Origin of the sequence: Mycobacterium sp. MYCO198283 (genome assembly GCF_021213805.1) — a bacterium.
GTDB lineage: Bacteria > Actinomycetota > Actinomycetes > Mycobacteriales > Mycobacteriaceae > Mycobacterium.
Genome location: NZ_JAJQJI010000002.1, coordinates 440381 through 454838, shown reverse-complemented (window position 1 = coordinate 454838; position 14458 = coordinate 440381). Strand labels below are relative to the sequence as shown.

The window sequence follows — 14458 nt, the reverse complement described above, 5'->3', positions numbered from 1 at the left end:
GCCGGAGCCGACCATCGTCGCGGAGGCGTAGGCCGCCAGGCCGCCTCAGCGCGGCACCTCGACCGCGACCGCCAGGCCGCGGTGATCGGACCGCATGACGCTCACCGTCGACACCGACGTCGCCACACACCCGCGGGTGAGCACGTGGTCGATGCCGATGAGCGGCGGCATGACGTTGACCGACGGGAAGGTCGCGACGAAGCGGTCTCCCGCCTGCTGAGCGGCGTCGGCGAACCCGGCGGCCAGCAGTTCGCGGAAGTCACGCATGTGGACGGTGGAGTTGAAGTCGCCGGCCAGCGTCAAGCAGCCGGTCGGGGGATCACGGAACTGGTCGGCGACGCGCCGCAGTCCGGCGCGCCAGTCGCCGATGGACGAGCTGAGCGGGTTCGGGATCCGCAGGGCGCCGACGGTCATGCCGGCCGAGGTGCCCGGGACGGCGACGGTTGCGGCGATCAGCAGCGGGGATTCGTCGATTTGTCGCAGCGGATACCGGCTGTAGATGCCGACGCCGCGCGACTCCTGCTGCGGGTCGATGCGCTTGTACGGGAAGACCTCCGCCAGCGCGGACCGTTCGAACTCCTGCGTGGCGTACGGCGTGAGCTCCTGCACCGCGACGATGTCGGCGTGCTGGGTCGCCCAGTCGGCGAACGACGACACCTCCACCGAACCCTTTCCGAGGTTCGCCGACAGGATCCGGACGGCCTGGCCGGTGCCCGGAACCCGGTGGGCGGCGAACGGCTGCAAGGTCGCGACCCCGGCGATTGCCAGCGCCAGCGCTGCGGCGAATGGCCGCCACCGCCGGCCGATCGCGAACCCGAGCGCCGCCACCAGCGCGCACGCCATCAGGTACGGCGACACCGCCGACAGCAGGAACACCGGCAGCGTGCTGGTGGGAAGAAAGCGCACCACGAGCCCGGCGACGGCCAGGGCCATCGCGGCGTAGCCGACGAACCTCACTGCTCGCGGTAGTCGATGTCGAGGTTCGCGAACTCGCCGATCTTGTCGTCACGCAGGATCTCGGTGGAGTCCAGCCGGCACCACACCCGGTCCATCGGCGCAGTGGCGGATCGGCGCGCTGCGTCGCTGTCCATGCCGAGCCACCCTACCGGCGCTCAGCGATCGCACTCGGCCACGCGTCGCCGCAGGAAGGCCCGGGCCGGCTCCGACGTCGTCCGCTGCTCCGCGATCCGGTAGGCGGTCAGCGCGTCACCGAGGCGGCCCGCGCGCCGCAGCAGGTCGGCGCGCACCGCCGGCACCAGCGGGCTGCCCGTCAGCCGGGGATCGGCGGCCACGGCGTCGAGTGCGGCGAGCCCTGCGTCGGCGCCGTCGCGGAAACCGATCGCGAGCGCACGGTTTGCGCGCACCACCGGCGAGTCGGTGATGGTCGACAGCCGGTCGTAGGCGGTGCAGATGGTCGCCCAGTCCGTGTTGCGGAAAGTCGGCGCCGTCGCGTGCACCGCCGCGATCACCGCCTGCGGAAGGTACGGGCCCGGCGATCCCGCGGCCCGCTGCAGCCGGTCGAGCCCGCGGGCGATCATCCGGCGATCCCAGGCGCCGCGATCCTGCTCGTCGAGCGGGATCAACGCGCCGCGGGCGTCGACGCGGGTCCCCCGACGCGAATCGTGCAGCAGCATCAACGCCGCGAGGGCGTGGGTTTCCGGTTCGGCGGGCAGGAGCGCGCACAGCTCACCGCCCAGCCGCACCCCTTCGGCGCACAGCTCGTCGCGGACCGCCGAAGGGCCGGCGGTCGACCAGTAGCCCTCGGTGAACACCGAGTAGATGCCGGCGAGCACGTGCGGCATCCGCTCGGGCAACAGCTCGGACGGCGGCACGCGCAGCGGGATGCGGGCGGCCCGGATCTTCGCCTTGGCGCGGGTGATCCGCTGCGCGACAGCACTTTCCGACTGCAGCAGCGCCCGGGAGATCTCAGGAACCGTCAGACCCGAGATGAGCCGCAGCGTGAGAGCGAGCTGCGACGTCCGGTCGAGCGCCGGGTGGGCGCACATGAACATCATCCGCAGCTCGTCGTCGCGGACGGGGTGCACGTCGACGTTGTCGGTGCGGGCGCGGATCTCGTCGACCACCGCGGTCAGCTCCTTTCCGGGTCGGACCGTCTCCCGCCGGAGCCGGTCGCGGGCGCGGTTGCGCGCCGAGGTCACGATCCATCCGCCCGGGTTGGCCGGGACGCCGTCACGCGCCCAGGTCCGCAGCGCGTCGGCGAACGCCTCGGAGACGGCGTCCTCCGCCACGGTGAGGTCACCGCACCAGCGCGCCAGCGCCGCCACGGCCGGACCCCATTCGCGCCGGAAGACGCCGTCGAGGGGGGACAACGGGCCCTAGAGACCCGAGATGCCGGCCAGCCGCCGCAGTTCGACGGTGGTCGCCGGGATCATCGACGCCACCTTGACCGCTTCGTCGCGATCGGCCGCCGAGATGAGATAGAAGCCGTTGGCCACCTCGGCGCCCTCGACGAACGGACCGTCGGTCAGGACGAGTTCGTCGTTGCGGACGCGCACCGTCGTCGCGGTGGACGGCGGATGCAGTGCCGCCCCGCCGCTCAGCCGGTCGCCGGCGGCGGCCCCGAACGCGATGTGGCGGGCCACGCCCTCGTCCCACTCCGGGGTGCCGGGCCGCAGCGGCCGCTCGGGCGGCTCCAGCAGCAGGGCCAGCCAGGTGTCGGCGCCCAGCGGGCGCGATGGTGTGTTCCACTCGACCATCGGCCAGACCTCCACCGCGCCGCTGCGGCAGGCAGGGATGTCGCGGGCCAGGGCGAGCGCCCCGTCGAGGTCGTCGGCCTCGATGACGTAGAAGCCGTTGGCGATCTCGGCCGACTCGGCGAACGGGCCGTCGGTGACCACCGGCGCATCGGGTCCCCCCGAGATCCGGACGGCCTCCTGCGAACCCGTCAGCGCATCGCCGGCCAGTATCGCCGCGCCCGCCTTCGCATGGAACTTCTCGTATGCCGCGAAGACGGCCGCCCCGGTGTCGGCGTCGGGCTGCTCGGTCGATTCGGGGCCCAGCAGCAGCGCGAAGTAGTACATGGCGATCCTCTCGGTGGGGGAGGGGAACCCGTCGATCCCCTCTCTACCCGACCGACGAACGGGTCGTCAGAAATCCGACAACGGGACTTGTCCAATCCGCGATCAGCAACCACGACCGTGTGTGATCTTTGACGTATGCGTAAGGCTTTGCAGACGATCCTGGTGGCCGCCGGCGTGCTGCTGGCGACGCTGGTGCTCACCGTCGCGGCGGCGTTCACGGCGGCGCTGTCGCACGGCGCGGTGGCGCTCATCGTGCCGGGCACCGGGACCCCGGATCCGACGCTGCCGGAGAAAGCCGGCTACCTGGAGCAGGCGCGGGACCGGTATCTCACCGGCACCGCGTGCGGACCGACGGGGCAGGGCTGCCCGGACGGCAACCTCGTCGGCATCAAATATCCGGCGTCGTTCTGGCCGCTGGTGATCTTCCCCAACTGGTGCCGATCGGGCCCGAACGGCTGCGACAAGTGGGACGAGTCGGTGGGCAAGGGCACCGAGGCGCTGGTCGGCCAGCTCAGCAACTACGTGGAGCACACGGACCAGGACATCGTCGTCTTCGGCTACTCGCAGGGCGGTGCGGTGGTCTCCGATGCGCTCGCCGAGTACATCAACGGGCTGCCCGACGAGGACCAGCGGCGCATCGAGGTCGTCACCATCGGCGGCATCCAGACGCCCGACGGCGGGCTGTGGTCGCGGCTGGCGTTCCTGGGCCACATCCCGATCCTCGACGTCACGCTCACCCCGGCGATGCAACCCGATCCCGACGTGCACTACACCAGCTACGCCTTCCACTTCGATCCGGTGGCCGACGCGCCGCGCTACTGGGGCAACCCGTTCGCGATGCTCAACGCGATCGCCGCACTGCAGACCGTGCACGGGTACTACCTGACGCCCTACGGCCCGCCGGGCAGCGAGACCTCGCGGGAGACACTGCCCTACGGCTACGACGACGACTCGCTCGCGCCGCAGCTGGTGTGCACCGGGAACCCGAACTGCCGCACCGACGACCGCGGCAACGAGTACATCGTCATCCCCGCGCGGTCGCTGCCGATCGCGGACCTGATCTACAGCTCCGCCCCGGCGCCGCTGCGACCGCTGATCAAACCGATGCTCGAGCTGGTGGCTCCCGCCTACCGGGTGCTGGCGGAGCTGGGTTACGACTACACCGGCAACCCGGGCGTCTCCACGCCGCTGTCGCCGCTGCCGTTCAACCCCTTCACCCTGAACCCGGTGGCGCTGGCCGCGAACCTCGCCGGGGCCGTGGTCACGGGCGTCGGCAACGCGCTCGGCGGTGGCACCAGCTTGTCGCCGCTCAACCCGCCCGAGACCGCCCCGAGCACGACGAGGACCTCGCCCGCGACGCCGGTCGCGAGCCCGGCGGCCGGCGCCCGGGCGGCGGCGGAGCCGAAGGTGGCGGCGGACAAGGCCGCGACGGAGCCGAAGGCCGCGGAGAAGGTCGCCGAGAAGCACGCGGCCGATCCGCTGCCGGCGCCCCAGCCGGGCGAGAAGACGTCCGACAACGGCACACACGCCGAGGTCGTCGACCTGAAGCGCGAACGCGACAAGGTCGCGGCGGGCGAGGGGCCGCAGGGCGCGACGCCGGCCGACGTCGCGGCGAGTAAGGCCCCGGCCGGCGCCGCCACGCCGACCGAGGACCACGCCACCGGCGCCGCGGCGACGGACACCACCGCCACCCGTCAGCAGCCGGCCGAAGACCGGCCCGCAGCCTGACCGAAACGCGACGCCTGACCAAAACGAGACGCCTGACCAAAACGCGACGTCCCCCGCACCGAAGTGCGGGGGACGTCGCGTTACCGGGGGCGGCTCAGGCCGCGGCGCCGGGCTTCAGGTACGTCACGAGGCTGACGTCGATGGCCTCGTCGAGGAAGTAGAACTGACAACCGGTCAGGTACTTCATGTAGCGCTCGTAGTTCTCGACACCCGCGGCGGCGATCGCCTCGTCCTTGTGCTGCTCCAGGCGGGCGGCCCAGATGCCGAGCGTCTTGATGTAGTGGTTGCGCAGCGACAGCACCTCGGGCACGACGAAGCCGGCCTTCTCGCCGTGCTCCACCATCATCTTGGTGCTGGGGATCCGACCGCCCGGGAAGATCTCGGTGATCATGAACTTCACGAACCGGGCCAGCTCGAACGTCAACTTCTTGCCGCGGGCCTGCAGGTCGTCGGGATGGATGGAATCCGACGCTGCTCTGGATGGTCATGCGGCCGTCGTCGGGCAGGATGTCGAAGCAGGTCTTGAAGAAGTCGTCGTAGCGCTCGAACCCGAAGTGCTCGAAGGCCTCGATCGACACGATGCGATCGACGGGGGAGTGGAACTGTTCCCAGCCCTCCAGCCGGACGTCGAAGGTGCGCTCGCTGTCGACCTTGCTGAGCAGCTGATTGCAGTAGGCCTGCTGGTTCTTGCTGAGCGTCAGCCCGATGACGTTGACGTCGTACTTTTCCATCGCGCGCTGCAGGGTGAGGCCCCAGCCGCAGCCGACCTCCAGCAGCGTCATCCCCGGCTTGAGGTCGAGCCGGTCGAGGTGCTGGTCGACGTTGGCGACCTGCGCCTCCGACAGCGTGACGTTCGGGCCCGTGAAGTAGGCGCAGCTGTACTTGCGCGTCGGGTCCTGGAACAAGCCGAAGAAGTCGTCCGACAGGTCGTAGTGCGCCTGGATGTCCTCGAAATGCGGCCGCAGGTCCTTGGTGCCGGTCGAAGTGTCAGACATCGTGATGGTGGTCCTCCTGGTAGTGCCCACGCCCCCCGCGGGTGCTTTTCGTTTGCAGAAACCCTACAGGCAGCACGGCGCGCGGGGCTGTCGTCGGCGGTTCGCGGCGGGTTCCGCTCGCCGTCGCCTACTTGGCCAGGGTGAACTGGTTGACGTCGATGTATCCCCGGCGGAACAGGTCCGCGCAGCCGGTCAGATACCGCATGTACCGCTCGTACACTTCCTCCGACTGCAGGGCGATCGCGTCCTCGCGGCGCGCAGCCAGCGACGCGGCCCACTGGTCGAGGGTGCGCGCGTAGTGCGGCTGGAGCGACTGGATGCGCTCGACGGAGAAACCGACGGCCGTGGCGTGCGTCTCCACGTCCTCGATGGCCGGTAGCTGGCCGCCCGGGAAGATCTCCTTGGCGATGAAGAGCGTGAACCGCGCGACGTCCATCGACAGCGGGATGCCGCGCCGCTTGAGGTCGGCCATCATCAGCCGCGTGATGGTGTGCAGCAGCATGACGCCGTCGTCGGGCAGCACCCGATAGGCCATCTCGAAGAACGGCTTCCACCGGTCGGCGCCGAAGTGCTCGAACGCGCCGATGGACACGATGCGGTCGACGGGCTCGTCGAACTGCTCCCAGCCTTGCAGCAGCACCCGCTTCGAGCGCGGATGGTCCGACGCCTCGAACGCCGCACGCACGTGGGCGTACTGGTTCTCCGACAGCGTGAGCCCGATGACGTTGACGTCGTAGCGCTGCAAGGCGCGCAGCAGCGTGGCGCCCCAGCCACAGCCCACGTCGAGCAGCGTCATCCCGGGCTGCAGCCCGAGCTTGCCCAGCGAGAGATCGATCTTCGCCAGCTGCGCCTCCTCGAGCGTCATGTCGTCGCGCTCGAAATAGGCGCAGCTGTAGGTCTGCGTCCGGTCGAGGAACAGCCGGTAGAACTCGTCGGAGAGGTCGTAGTGCGTCTGCACGTCCTCGAAGTGGGGCGTCATCTCTGCCACGAGCGACGCCCTACTTCTCGAGAGTGAACTGGCAGACGTCGGTGTAGCCCTTGCGGAACGCGTCCGCGCAACCCGTCAGGTAGCGCATGTAGCGGTCGTACACCTCTTCGGACTGGATGGCGATCGCCTCGTCGCGGTGCGCCTCGAGCGCTGCGGACCAGTGGTCGAGCGTCTTGGCGTAGTGCGGCTGCAGCGACTGCGTGCGGGTGAGCGTGAACCCGGCCTTGGCGGCGTGCTCGCCGACCAGCTCGATGGTCGGCAGGTATCCGCCGGGGAAGATCTCGGTGAGGATGAACTTGATGAACCGTGCGACGGAGAACGTCAGCGGAATCTTGCGCTCGGCCATCTGCGGGATGGTGAGCGCCGTGATGGTGTGCAGCAGCATCACGCCGTCGTCGGGCAGCACCCGATAGGCCATGGTGAAGAAGTCGTCCCAGCGGTCGCGGCCGAAGTGCTCGAACGCGCCGATGGACACGATGCGGTCGACCGGCTCGTCGAACTGCTCCCAGCCCTGCAGCAGCACCCGCTTGCTCCGAGGGCTGTCGGATGCGTCGAACAGCCGCTCGACGTGCGCCTTCTGGTTCTCGCTCAGCGTCAGACCGATGACGTTGACGTCGTAGCGCTCGATCGCCCGCATCATCGTGGAGCCCCAGCCACACCCGACGTCGAGCAGCGTCATGCCGGGCTGCAGGCCCAGCTTGCCGAGGGCCAGGTCGACCTTCGCGCGCTGCGCCTCTTCGAGCGTCATGTCGTCGCGCTCGAAGTAGGCGCAGCTGTAGGTCTGCGACGGGTCCAGGAACAGCCGGAAGAAATCGTCGGAGAGGTCGTAGTGCGCCTGCACGTCGTCGAAGTGCGGCGTCATGTCCTTGGACGCCGCGCGGTTGGTTCTCGCCATGCTGATGTGCCTCTCCGGCTGTTCGATCTCGACGCTGCGACCGCCATCGGCGGTGTTCGTCTGCGTGCGCGCAAAGCGCGGCAGCACCCGTCGGGCATGGTATCCGACGCCGTCGCCGGTTACCCAAACGGCCTTATCGCTGCTGGTCAGGACGCCTGTTCGAATGTGGTGACCAACTCGGCGACGATGTCGTCCCACAGCGGCTCGGGCAGCTCGTGGCCCATGCCGTCGTAGGTCACCCACCGCGCGCCGCGGATGGCTTTCGCCACGGCGCGCCCGCCGCTGGGGCGCATGAGCTTGTCGGCGGTGCCGTGGATGACGACGGTCGGACAGCTGATCTGACGGTCGTAGTGCAACAGGCTGCCGCTGCCCACGATCGCGTTGAACTGCCGGGCGATGCCCTGCGGGTAATAGGCGCGGTCATAGGAGGCGACGGCGTCGGCGCGCAGTGCGTCGTCACTGAGCGGATAGCGCGGGCTGCCGATGATCTTGCTGACGCGGATCGAGTTCTCGATGATCTGCTCGCGCGGCGCGTTCGGCGGCGGACCGGTGGTGACGGCGAGCAGCTGACGGGGGCCGGGCGGCGGCAGCAGCGGCTGGTTGTTCGACGAGAAGATGACCGCCAGCGACCGGACCCGGTCGGCGTGCCGGGCCGCCACGATCTGGGCGATCATGCCGCCCATCGAGCCGCCGACGACGTGCGCCTTGTCGATGTCGAGGTGGTCGAGCAGCGCGGCGGCGTCGTCGGCCATGTCTTCGAGCGTGTACACCGACGGGCTCTTGATGCCGAGGAACGAGCGGACCATGTTGCCGACCTGCGAACCCTTGGTGCGCCGGCCGTCGAGGTGGCTGGACAGGCCGACGTCACGGTTGTCGTAGCGGATGACGCGGTAGCCCCGGTCGACGATCTTCTGGCAGAACCCCTCGCGCCAGAAGGTCAGCTGGGCGCCGAGGCCCATGATGAGCAGCACGGCCGGGTCGGCCGGATCACCCATGTCCTCGTAGTGGATCTTGAGGTCACCGGACAGCGCCTTGCCTTCGCGGATCTCCATCAGACCTCCAACTCGTCGGTGTGCTCGCGGCTGATGTCCACCATGAAGTTGGCGAAGTAGCCGGTGAGCTGCGGGTCGCTCATCATCTGCCAGCGCGGGGCGAGCAATTTCATGTAGCGCTCGACGTAGAGGAACTGCTTGCCGATGAGCACCAGCTCGCGTGGCAGCTTGACGTCGTAGGCGTCGGCCAGCGCCGAGAGCTGCTTGCCGATCTCGGCGTAGCTCATGTCGCCGAGCGTCGACATGGTCAGCGGCGTGGCGAAGCGCTCCAGATCCTTCGCCGCCTGCGCCTCGGGTTTCACGGTGCCCACCGCGCCCATCAGCACGACGATCTTGCCGGCGGCGGCGTGGTCCTTCTTCACCAGCAGCGCGTACACCAGCTCGCGGAGCAGCCAGCGGGTGCGGGGGTCGATGCGGCCCATGATCCCGAAGTCGAGGAACACGATCCGGCCCTCGTCGTCGACGAACAGGTTGCCCGCGTGCAGGTCGCCGTGGAACAGGCCGTGCCGCAGCCCGCCCTCGAAGACGCTGAACAGCAGCGCCTTGACCAGCTCGGTGCCGTCGAAGCCCTTCTTGCGGATCGCGGCGACGTCGTCGATGCGCACACCGCTGACCCGCTCCATGGTGAGCACCCGCTCGCTGGTGTAGTCCCAGTAGACCTGCGGCACCCTGATGTTCTTGCCGAGCGGCGAGGCGTGCATGTGCGCCACCCAGGCGTCCATCGACTGCGCCTCGAGCCGGAAGTCGAGCTCCTCGGCCAGGTTGTCGGCGAAGTCGGCGACGACGTCCTGCGCCGACAGCCGGCGCCCCAGCTTGGCCCGCTCGACCAGCTGCGCGAAGCGCTTGAGGATTTGCAGGTCGGCGGCCACCCGGCGGCGGATGCCGGGCCGCTGGATCTTGACGACGACCTCTTCGCCGGTGTGCAGCGTCGCGAAGTGCACCTGCGCGATGGACGCCGAGGCGACCGGGGTCTCGTCGAAGCTGGCGAACAGGTTGGCGGGCTCGTCGCCGAGCTCCTCCTTGAACAGTTTCTGCACGGCTTTGGGATCCGCCGGCGGGACCTTGTCGAGCAGCCCGCGGAACTCCCGGGACAACGATTCGCCGAACGCGCCGGGGCTCGAGGCGATGATCTGGCCGAATTTCACGTAGGTGGGACCGAGGTCGGCGAAGGTCTGCGGGATCTCCTTGATCACCTTCTGCTGCCACGGGCCGCGCTTCGGCAGCTTCGCGAGGAACCGGGCGCCGGTGCGGGTGAGCTGCCAACCCGTCACGCCGACGCGGGCGGCCTCGACGGGCAACGGCACCCGATCGAGCTTGGCGACCTCGCGGTGCTTCGTGGTTGAACTCATGTACGCAGTGTCTCAAAAGGGCGCGAGCGGGCCCAAAAACCTGTGGATCAGGTCACAGCCGGGCTGCGTACGCTCGGCAGATGGCTCCCCGGGCGTCCAAGGCGACGTCGAGCGCGACCCGCTGGGCCGGCGTACCGCTGACCGACCGCCGCGCCGAACGGCGCGCCCTGCTCGTCGCCGCGGCGTTCCGCCTGTTCGGTGCCGGCGGGGAGGCGGCGGTGTCGGTGCGCTCGGTGTGCCGCGAGAGCGGGCTCAACACCCGCTACTTCTACGAGTCCTTCGCCGACGTCGACGAGCTCCTGGGCGCGGCGTACGACGAGGTGAACGCGGGCCTCGCGGCGGCCGTCGACGACGCGATGGCGGCGGCGGACACGTCGTTTCGAGCGCGCACCCGCGCCGGGATGGCGGCCGTGCTGCACTACAGCTCGGCCGATCCGCGGCGGGGCCGGCTGCTGTTCACCGACGCGCGCACCAACCCGGTGCTGGCGGCCCGGCGCGCCGCATCACAGGACCGGCTGCGGGAAGCGGTGCTCACCGAAGGGGGCCGGGTGCGCCCGGGCGCCGACGCGGTGCTCACCCGCGTCGGCGCCGCGATGTACACCGGCGCGATGGCCGAGCTGGCGCAGCAGTGGCTCGCCGGCGCGCTGGGCGACGACCTCGACGCCGTCGTCGACCACGCGCTGGCGCTGGTGCTTCAGCGCTGATCCGCCGGCCGCCACGGCGTGAGCCAGCCGGTCTCCGGCCAGCCCTCCGCGGCGGCGATCAGCTCGTACATCGTTGCGCCGTCGAGGGATTCGCGGATGATGTCCGCGTGGCCGGCGTGCCGGGCCAGCTCGCTGCTGAGGTGGTGGAACACCCAGCGCACCGACCAGTGCTCGACGTCGGCCGGAAACCACGGCGCGTCGCGCGGCACCGGTACTGGCGTGTCGAGGTCCAGCTCGTCGAGCGCCCGCAGCGTCGCGGCGTTCTGCGCGGTCAGCTCGGAAAGCAGCGCCGCGAGCGTCTCGTCGTCGCGCATCCGGTACTCGTCCTCGTACTCGGCGACCCGCTCGGCGAACGGGCGGTCGTCGGCGGGCGGCACGCCGGGCGCGCAGCGGGCCCGCTGCAGCCAGCCGCGCTGCACGCCGGTCGCGTGCTTGATCAGCCCGCCGATCGACAGCGCGCTGACCGTCGGGGTGGCGCGGGCCTGGGCGTCGGTCAAGCCGTACGCCACCGCCAGGAACGCCGTCTGGTGCAGGTGCAGGAACTGGCGCAGGCCGTCGCGTTCGTCGCGGACGGGAGAGGCGAGTGCGGGCATGTCAGCTGTCCTTCCGATGGATGTGAAGGTCACGGAGACAGGCGATCTCCGCGCCGTGGTGGATGACCTCGCGATTGATGTGCAGCACCAGGTCGATCAGCGGATGGTCGGCGAACGGGCCCTCGGCAGGGCCGCACGGGCGCCGGAGGTCGTCGTCGCGCAGCGCGCGGACGCCGCCGATCCAGGTGGCGTAGGCGTCGTCGAGCTGGCGCAGCGCGGTCGCGGCGTCGGTGGCGTACCGCCAGGTGTCGTACGACGCGGGCGGTCCACCGAAGTGGCTGTGGTTGCGCATGGCGAAGACCCCGACGATGACGTGCGCCAGCCGCCACGCGATGGTGGTGAACGGCTCGGGTTGCGGTGGGGGATAGGCGAAGTCCACTCCCCCGTCGGGGTGGACGGTCCAACAGTGGGGCACCGGTTCCCAGAAGTACTCGTCGTCGGTGAGGCCGTCGAGGCGCGGGCGGAGCTGCTGCCGCCAGTGCTCGTCGAGCTGAGAGGCCACGTGTTCGGTGAGGTTCTCGGTCACGTCCATGACGATTGCACCCGTAGCGGACGAGTTCGGTCCTAAAAAGGTGACACGCTGTCGGCATGCCCGAGACCACCGCGCGCGTCCTCCAACTGCTCGGGCTGCTCCAGGCCCGCCGCGCGTGGAGCGGCGAGGAGCTGGCCGAGCGGCTGGGCGTCACCACCCGCTGCGTGCGCCGCGACGTCGACCGGCTGCGTGACCTCGGCTATCCCGTCGCCGCGAGCCGAGGCCACGGCGGCGGCTACCAGCTGGGCGCCGGGGCGGCGCTGCCACCGCTGCTGCTCGACCCCGACGAGGCCGTCGCGGTCGCGGTCTGCCTGCGACTGGCGGCGGGCGGCAGCGTCGCCGGCGTCGGCGAGTCGGCGCTGCGGGCGCTGGGCAAGCTGGACCAGGTGCTGCCGGCCCGGCTGCGGTCACAGGTCGCCGCCCTGCACCAGACGACGGTCACCCTGACCCATGACGCGGTCGACACGCCGGTCGAGCCGGACGTGTTGACGACGCTTGCCCGCGCGAGCCGCGACCACGAGCACGTCACCGCCGGCTACGTCGACCGCTCGGGCGCGGCGTCCCGGCGCCGGCTGGAGCCCTACCAGCTGGTGACCACCGGGCGACGCTGGTACCTGCTCGCGTGGGATCGCGACCGCCTCGACTGGCGCAGCCTGCGACTCGACCGGATGACCGACGTGCGCGCCGCCGGCACCACCTTCGTCCCACGCGAAGCGCCCGACGCCGCCGCCTACGTCCGCCGCTCCATCACCGCCTCGCCGTACCGCTACGTCGCCAAGGTGCGCTATCGGACGTCGGGCACCGATGTCGCGCAGCACTTCTCGCCCGCCGCGGTGACGATCGAACGGGACGGGTCCGACGCCTGCATCGTCACCACCGGTGCCGACGACCCGGAACGGATCGTGCTGTGGCTGGCGATGGTCGGCGCCGACTTCGAAGTGCTGGAGCCGCCGGAGGTGGTCGCGGCGGGGCGGCGGGTGGCCGACCGGGTGCGGCGCGCCGTCAGCCCGTGATCCGCAGCCGGTCGGTGAGCACCAGGAACGCCACCGCGAAGTCGTTGCCGGCGGTGTCGCGGCGCACGGCGTCCCAGTCGACCTGCTCGCGGACCGCCCGGACGCCCGGCAGCAGCATCGCGAAGTCGCAGTGGTGTTCGTTGAGCGACTTGAGCTTCTCGGTCACCACCTGCGTCGCCGACAGCACCGGCATGCGGATGGCCAGCACCTCCAGCTCCTGCGCCTCGCGGATGTCCTCGACGCGCACCGGGACGCCGTTGAGGCGGTGCAGCACGTCGACCACCACCTCGTCGCCGTCCGACGCGCACGCCTTGAGCAGCCAGTCCTCCGGCGTGCGGTCGATGCGGAACCCCGCCGCCGCCAGGGTGTCGGCGGCGGTGTCCGCGTCCGATTCGGCGACCACCAGATCGACGTCGTGCACCGGCTCCGGGCCGCCGTGCGCCCACAGCGCGTAGCTTCCGGCGAGCGCGAACTCCGGGCCGTGCGCCTTGAGCGCCGATGCGGCGCGCTTGAGCGCGTCGCGCAACTGGTCGTTGCGATTCAGCATTCGGCCGCGTCCCGGTGTCGTCGGAGTGGGGTCGGGGGTACCTCATACCCATGCGGATGGCTACCTTCAACATCCTGCACGGCCGCAGCGTGCGCGACGGCGACGTGCGCGTCGACCGGCTGGCAGCGGCGGTCGCGGAGCTCGACGCGGACATCCTGGCGCTGCAGGAGGTCGATCTCGACCAGCCGCGCTCCGGGATGGCCGACCTGACCGCGGTGGCCGCCGATGCGATGGGTGCGCGAAGCCACCGCTTCGTCGCTGCGATCTCCGGAACGCCCGGCGCCACCTGGATGGCTGCAACCGGCGACGAGCAGCCCGGGACGGCGGCCTACGGCATCGCGCTGCTGTCGCGCTACCCGGTGACGCAGTGGCACGTGCTGCGCCTGCCCCGGATTCCGCTGAAGTTCCCGATGTACCTGCCCGAGCCGGGCCGGCTGGCGATCATCGACGAGGAGCCGCGCGCGGTCGTCGTCGCCGAGCTGGACACCCCGGCCGGGCCGCTGACCATCGCCAACACCCATCTGTCCTTCGTGCCCGGCTGGAATCGGCTGCAGCTGCGGCGGGTGGTGCGCGACCTGCTCGGCTTCGCCGGGCCCCACGTGCTGATGGGCGACCTGAACATGCTGCCCGACACCGCCGCCACCTGGTCGGGCATGCGGGCGCTGGCGTCGGCACACACCTTTCCGGCGGGCTCGCCGAGCCGGCAGCTCGACCACATCCTCACCGACGACCCCGGGCTGCGGGCCGTCGCCGTGCAGGCGCCGGCGCTGCCGATCTCCGACCACCGCGCGCTGGTGGTCGACCTGGCCTGAGTTGCCGTTGTGTTCGGGCGCGAGCGTGCGCGCAGTGCCCGCGATGTGCGGCGTGTCGGAGTGCAGACACGCACGCTCGCGGTGCGACGGGAGGCGTTTTGGCTGATCGGGCGGCGTTGCGCTAGCCTGGCACTGCTCCACCGAAGACCGTCGGTCACCGATGAGCGCTTGCGCGAAGAGTAAGTAGCTCAGATGAGCTGCCCAGCAGC

15 protein-coding genes and 1 pseudogene are annotated in these 14458 nt (G+C 70.5%); 4 read left to right on the top strand and 12 right to left on the bottom strand.

The window, feature by feature from the left end:
- Nucleotides 1-45 precede the first annotated feature (45 nt).
- The 4 genes from LV457_RS06410 to LV457_RS06395 are packed head-to-tail and all read right to left on the bottom strand — an operon-like array spanning nt 46 to nt 3041.
- The gene (locus LV457_RS06410) at nt 46-957 is read right to left on the bottom strand and encodes an endonuclease/exonuclease/phosphatase family protein (protein ID WP_232169834.1); all 912 of its coding nucleotides are present in this window, start codon (nt 955-957) and stop codon (nt 46-48) included.
- The gene (locus tag LV457_RS06405) at nt 954-1091 is read right to left on the bottom strand and encodes a hypothetical protein (RefSeq protein ID WP_232169832.1); all 138 of its coding nucleotides are present in this window, start codon (nt 1089-1091) and stop codon (nt 954-956) included. The genes LV457_RS06410 and LV457_RS06405 overlap by 4 nt, the downstream gene beginning before the upstream one ends.
- A 21-nt stretch (nt 1092-1112) precedes the next feature.
- The gene (locus LV457_RS06400; protein WP_232169830.1) at nt 1113-2330 is read right to left on the bottom strand and encodes an RNA polymerase sigma factor; all 1218 of its coding nucleotides are present in this window, start codon (nt 2328-2330) and stop codon (nt 1113-1115) included.
- Nucleotides 2331-2336: 6 nt separating this feature from the next.
- Nucleotides 2337-3041, bottom strand: coding sequence for a YciI family protein (locus LV457_RS06395; RefSeq protein WP_232169828.1), 705 nt, complete (start codon nt 3039-3041; stop codon nt 2337-2339).
- A 135-nt stretch (nt 3042-3176) separates the two neighbouring features.
- Between LV457_RS06395 and LV457_RS06390 the strand changes: the two genes are divergently transcribed.
- Entirely contained in the window at nt 3177-4769 is a 1593-nt protein-coding gene (locus tag LV457_RS06390; RefSeq protein ID WP_232169825.1) for a PE-PPE domain-containing protein, read from the top strand.
- A gap of 94 nt (nt 4770-4863) precedes the next feature.
- Here the strand turns inward: LV457_RS06390 and LV457_RS06385 are convergent.
- The 5 genes and pseudogenes from LV457_RS06385 to LV457_RS06365 form a co-directional block, all read right to left on the bottom strand.
- Nucleotides 4864-5764, bottom strand: a pseudogene (locus tag LV457_RS06385) (cyclopropane mycolic acid synthase family methyltransferase).
- A 127-nt stretch (nt 5765-5891) separates the two neighbouring features.
- Nucleotides 5892-6743, bottom strand: coding sequence for a cyclopropane mycolic acid synthase family methyltransferase (locus LV457_RS06380; protein WP_232169988.1), 852 nt, complete (start codon nt 6741-6743; stop codon nt 5892-5894).
- Nucleotides 6744-6762: 19 nt separating this feature from the next.
- Nucleotides 6763-7647 (bottom strand): cyclopropane mycolic acid synthase family methyltransferase, encoded by an 885-nt coding sequence (locus tag LV457_RS06375; RefSeq protein WP_232169823.1) that lies wholly within the window; start codon nt 7645-7647, stop codon nt 6763-6765.
- A gap of 146 nt (nt 7648-7793) precedes the next feature.
- Complete coding sequence (locus LV457_RS06370; RefSeq protein ID WP_232169822.1) at nt 7794-8699, bottom strand: alpha/beta fold hydrolase; 906 nt, start codon at nt 8697-8699, stop codon at nt 7794-7796.
- Nucleotides 8699-10048, bottom strand: a complete 1350-nt coding sequence (locus LV457_RS06365) for an AarF/ABC1/UbiB kinase family protein (protein ID WP_232169820.1) — start codon at nt 10046-10048, stop codon at nt 8699-8701. The genes LV457_RS06370 and LV457_RS06365 overlap by 1 nt, the downstream gene beginning before the upstream one ends.
- Nucleotides 10049-10128: 80 nt before the next feature.
- Between LV457_RS06365 and LV457_RS06360 the strand changes: the two genes are divergently transcribed.
- Entirely contained in the window at nt 10129-10752 is a 624-nt protein-coding gene (locus tag LV457_RS06360) for a TetR/AcrR family transcriptional regulator (protein WP_232169819.1), read from the top strand.
- Here the strand turns inward: LV457_RS06360 and LV457_RS06355 are convergent.
- Both LV457_RS06355 and LV457_RS06350 read right to left on the bottom strand, forming a co-directional pair.
- Nucleotides 10743-11345 carry a DinB family protein gene (locus LV457_RS06355; RefSeq protein ID WP_232169816.1) on the bottom strand — a complete coding sequence of 201 codons (603 nt, stop codon included), beginning with the start codon at nt 11343-11345 and terminating at the stop codon, nt 10743-10745. The genes LV457_RS06360 and LV457_RS06355 overlap by 10 nt on opposite strands.
- Nucleotide 11346: 1 nt before the next feature.
- Nucleotides 11347-11877 (bottom strand): DinB family protein, encoded by a 531-nt coding sequence (locus LV457_RS06350; protein ID WP_232169814.1) that lies wholly within the window; start codon nt 11875-11877, stop codon nt 11347-11349.
- A 56-nt stretch (nt 11878-11933) separates the two neighbouring features.
- Here LV457_RS06350 and LV457_RS06345 point away from each other — a divergent pair, with 56 nt between their 5' ends.
- Entirely contained in the window at nt 11934-12890 is a 957-nt protein-coding gene (locus LV457_RS06345; RefSeq protein WP_232169809.1) for a YafY family protein, read from the top strand.
- Here the strand turns inward: LV457_RS06345 and LV457_RS06340 are convergent.
- Nucleotides 12880-13437: a nucleotidyltransferase gene (locus tag LV457_RS06340; RefSeq protein ID WP_232169808.1), complete on the bottom strand. Its 558-nt coding sequence runs from the start codon at nt 13435-13437 to the stop codon at nt 12880-12882. The genes LV457_RS06345 and LV457_RS06340 overlap by 11 nt on opposite strands.
- A 50-nt stretch (nt 13438-13487) precedes the next feature.
- Here LV457_RS06340 and LV457_RS06335 point away from each other — a divergent pair, with 50 nt between their 5' ends.
- Nucleotides 13488-14249: an endonuclease/exonuclease/phosphatase family protein gene (locus LV457_RS06335; protein ID WP_232169805.1), complete on the top strand. Its 762-nt coding sequence runs from the start codon at nt 13488-13490 to the stop codon at nt 14247-14249.
- Nucleotides 14250-14458: the final 209 nt, after the last annotated feature.

What these genes read in the sequence shown, in the direction of transcription:
- LV457_RS06380 (WP_232169988.1), bottom strand. Translation starts at nt 6,743, where the DNA reads ATGACGCCCCACTTCGAGGACGTGCAGACGCACTACGACCTCTCCGAC.
- LV457_RS06340 (WP_232169808.1), bottom strand. Translation starts at nt 13,437, where the DNA reads ATGCTGAATCGCAACGACCAGTTGCGCGACGCGCTCAAGCGCGCCGCA.
- LV457_RS06335 (WP_232169805.1), top strand. Translation starts at nt 13,488, where the DNA reads ATGCGGATGGCTACCTTCAACATCCTGCACGGCCGCAGCGTGCGCGAC.
- LV457_RS06360 (WP_232169819.1), top strand. Translation starts at nt 10,129, where the DNA reads ATGGCTCCCCGGGCGTCCAAGGCGACGTCGAGCGCGACCCGCTGGGCC.
- LV457_RS06345 (WP_232169809.1), top strand. Translation starts at nt 11,934, where the DNA reads ATGCCCGAGACCACCGCGCGCGTCCTCCAACTGCTCGGGCTGCTCCAG.
- LV457_RS06395 (WP_232169828.1), bottom strand. Translation starts at nt 3,041, where the DNA reads ATGTACTACTTCGCGCTGCTGCTGGGCCCCGAATCGACCGAGCAGCCC.
- LV457_RS06365 (WP_232169820.1), bottom strand. Translation starts at nt 10,048, where the DNA reads ATGAGTTCAACCACGAAGCACCGCGAGGTCGCCAAGCTCGATCGGGTG.
- LV457_RS06350 (WP_232169814.1), bottom strand. Translation starts at nt 11,877, where the DNA reads ATGGACGTGACCGAGAACCTCACCGAACACGTGGCCTCTCAGCTCGAC.
- LV457_RS06355 (WP_232169816.1), bottom strand. Translation starts at nt 11,345, where the DNA reads ATGCCCGCACTCGCCTCTCCCGTCCGCGACGAACGCGACGGCCTGCGC.
- LV457_RS06375 (WP_232169823.1), bottom strand. Translation starts at nt 7,647, where the DNA reads ATGGCGAGAACCAACCGCGCGGCGTCCAAGGACATGACGCCGCACTTC.
- LV457_RS06390 (WP_232169825.1), top strand. Translation starts at nt 3,177, where the DNA reads ATGCGTAAGGCTTTGCAGACGATCCTGGTGGCCGCCGGCGTGCTGCTG.
- LV457_RS06405 (WP_232169832.1), bottom strand. Translation starts at nt 1,091, where the DNA reads ATGGACAGCGACGCAGCGCGCCGATCCGCCACTGCGCCGATGGACCGG.
- LV457_RS06370 (WP_232169822.1), bottom strand. Translation starts at nt 8,699, where the DNA reads ATGGAGATCCGCGAAGGCAAGGCGCTGTCCGGTGACCTCAAGATCCAC.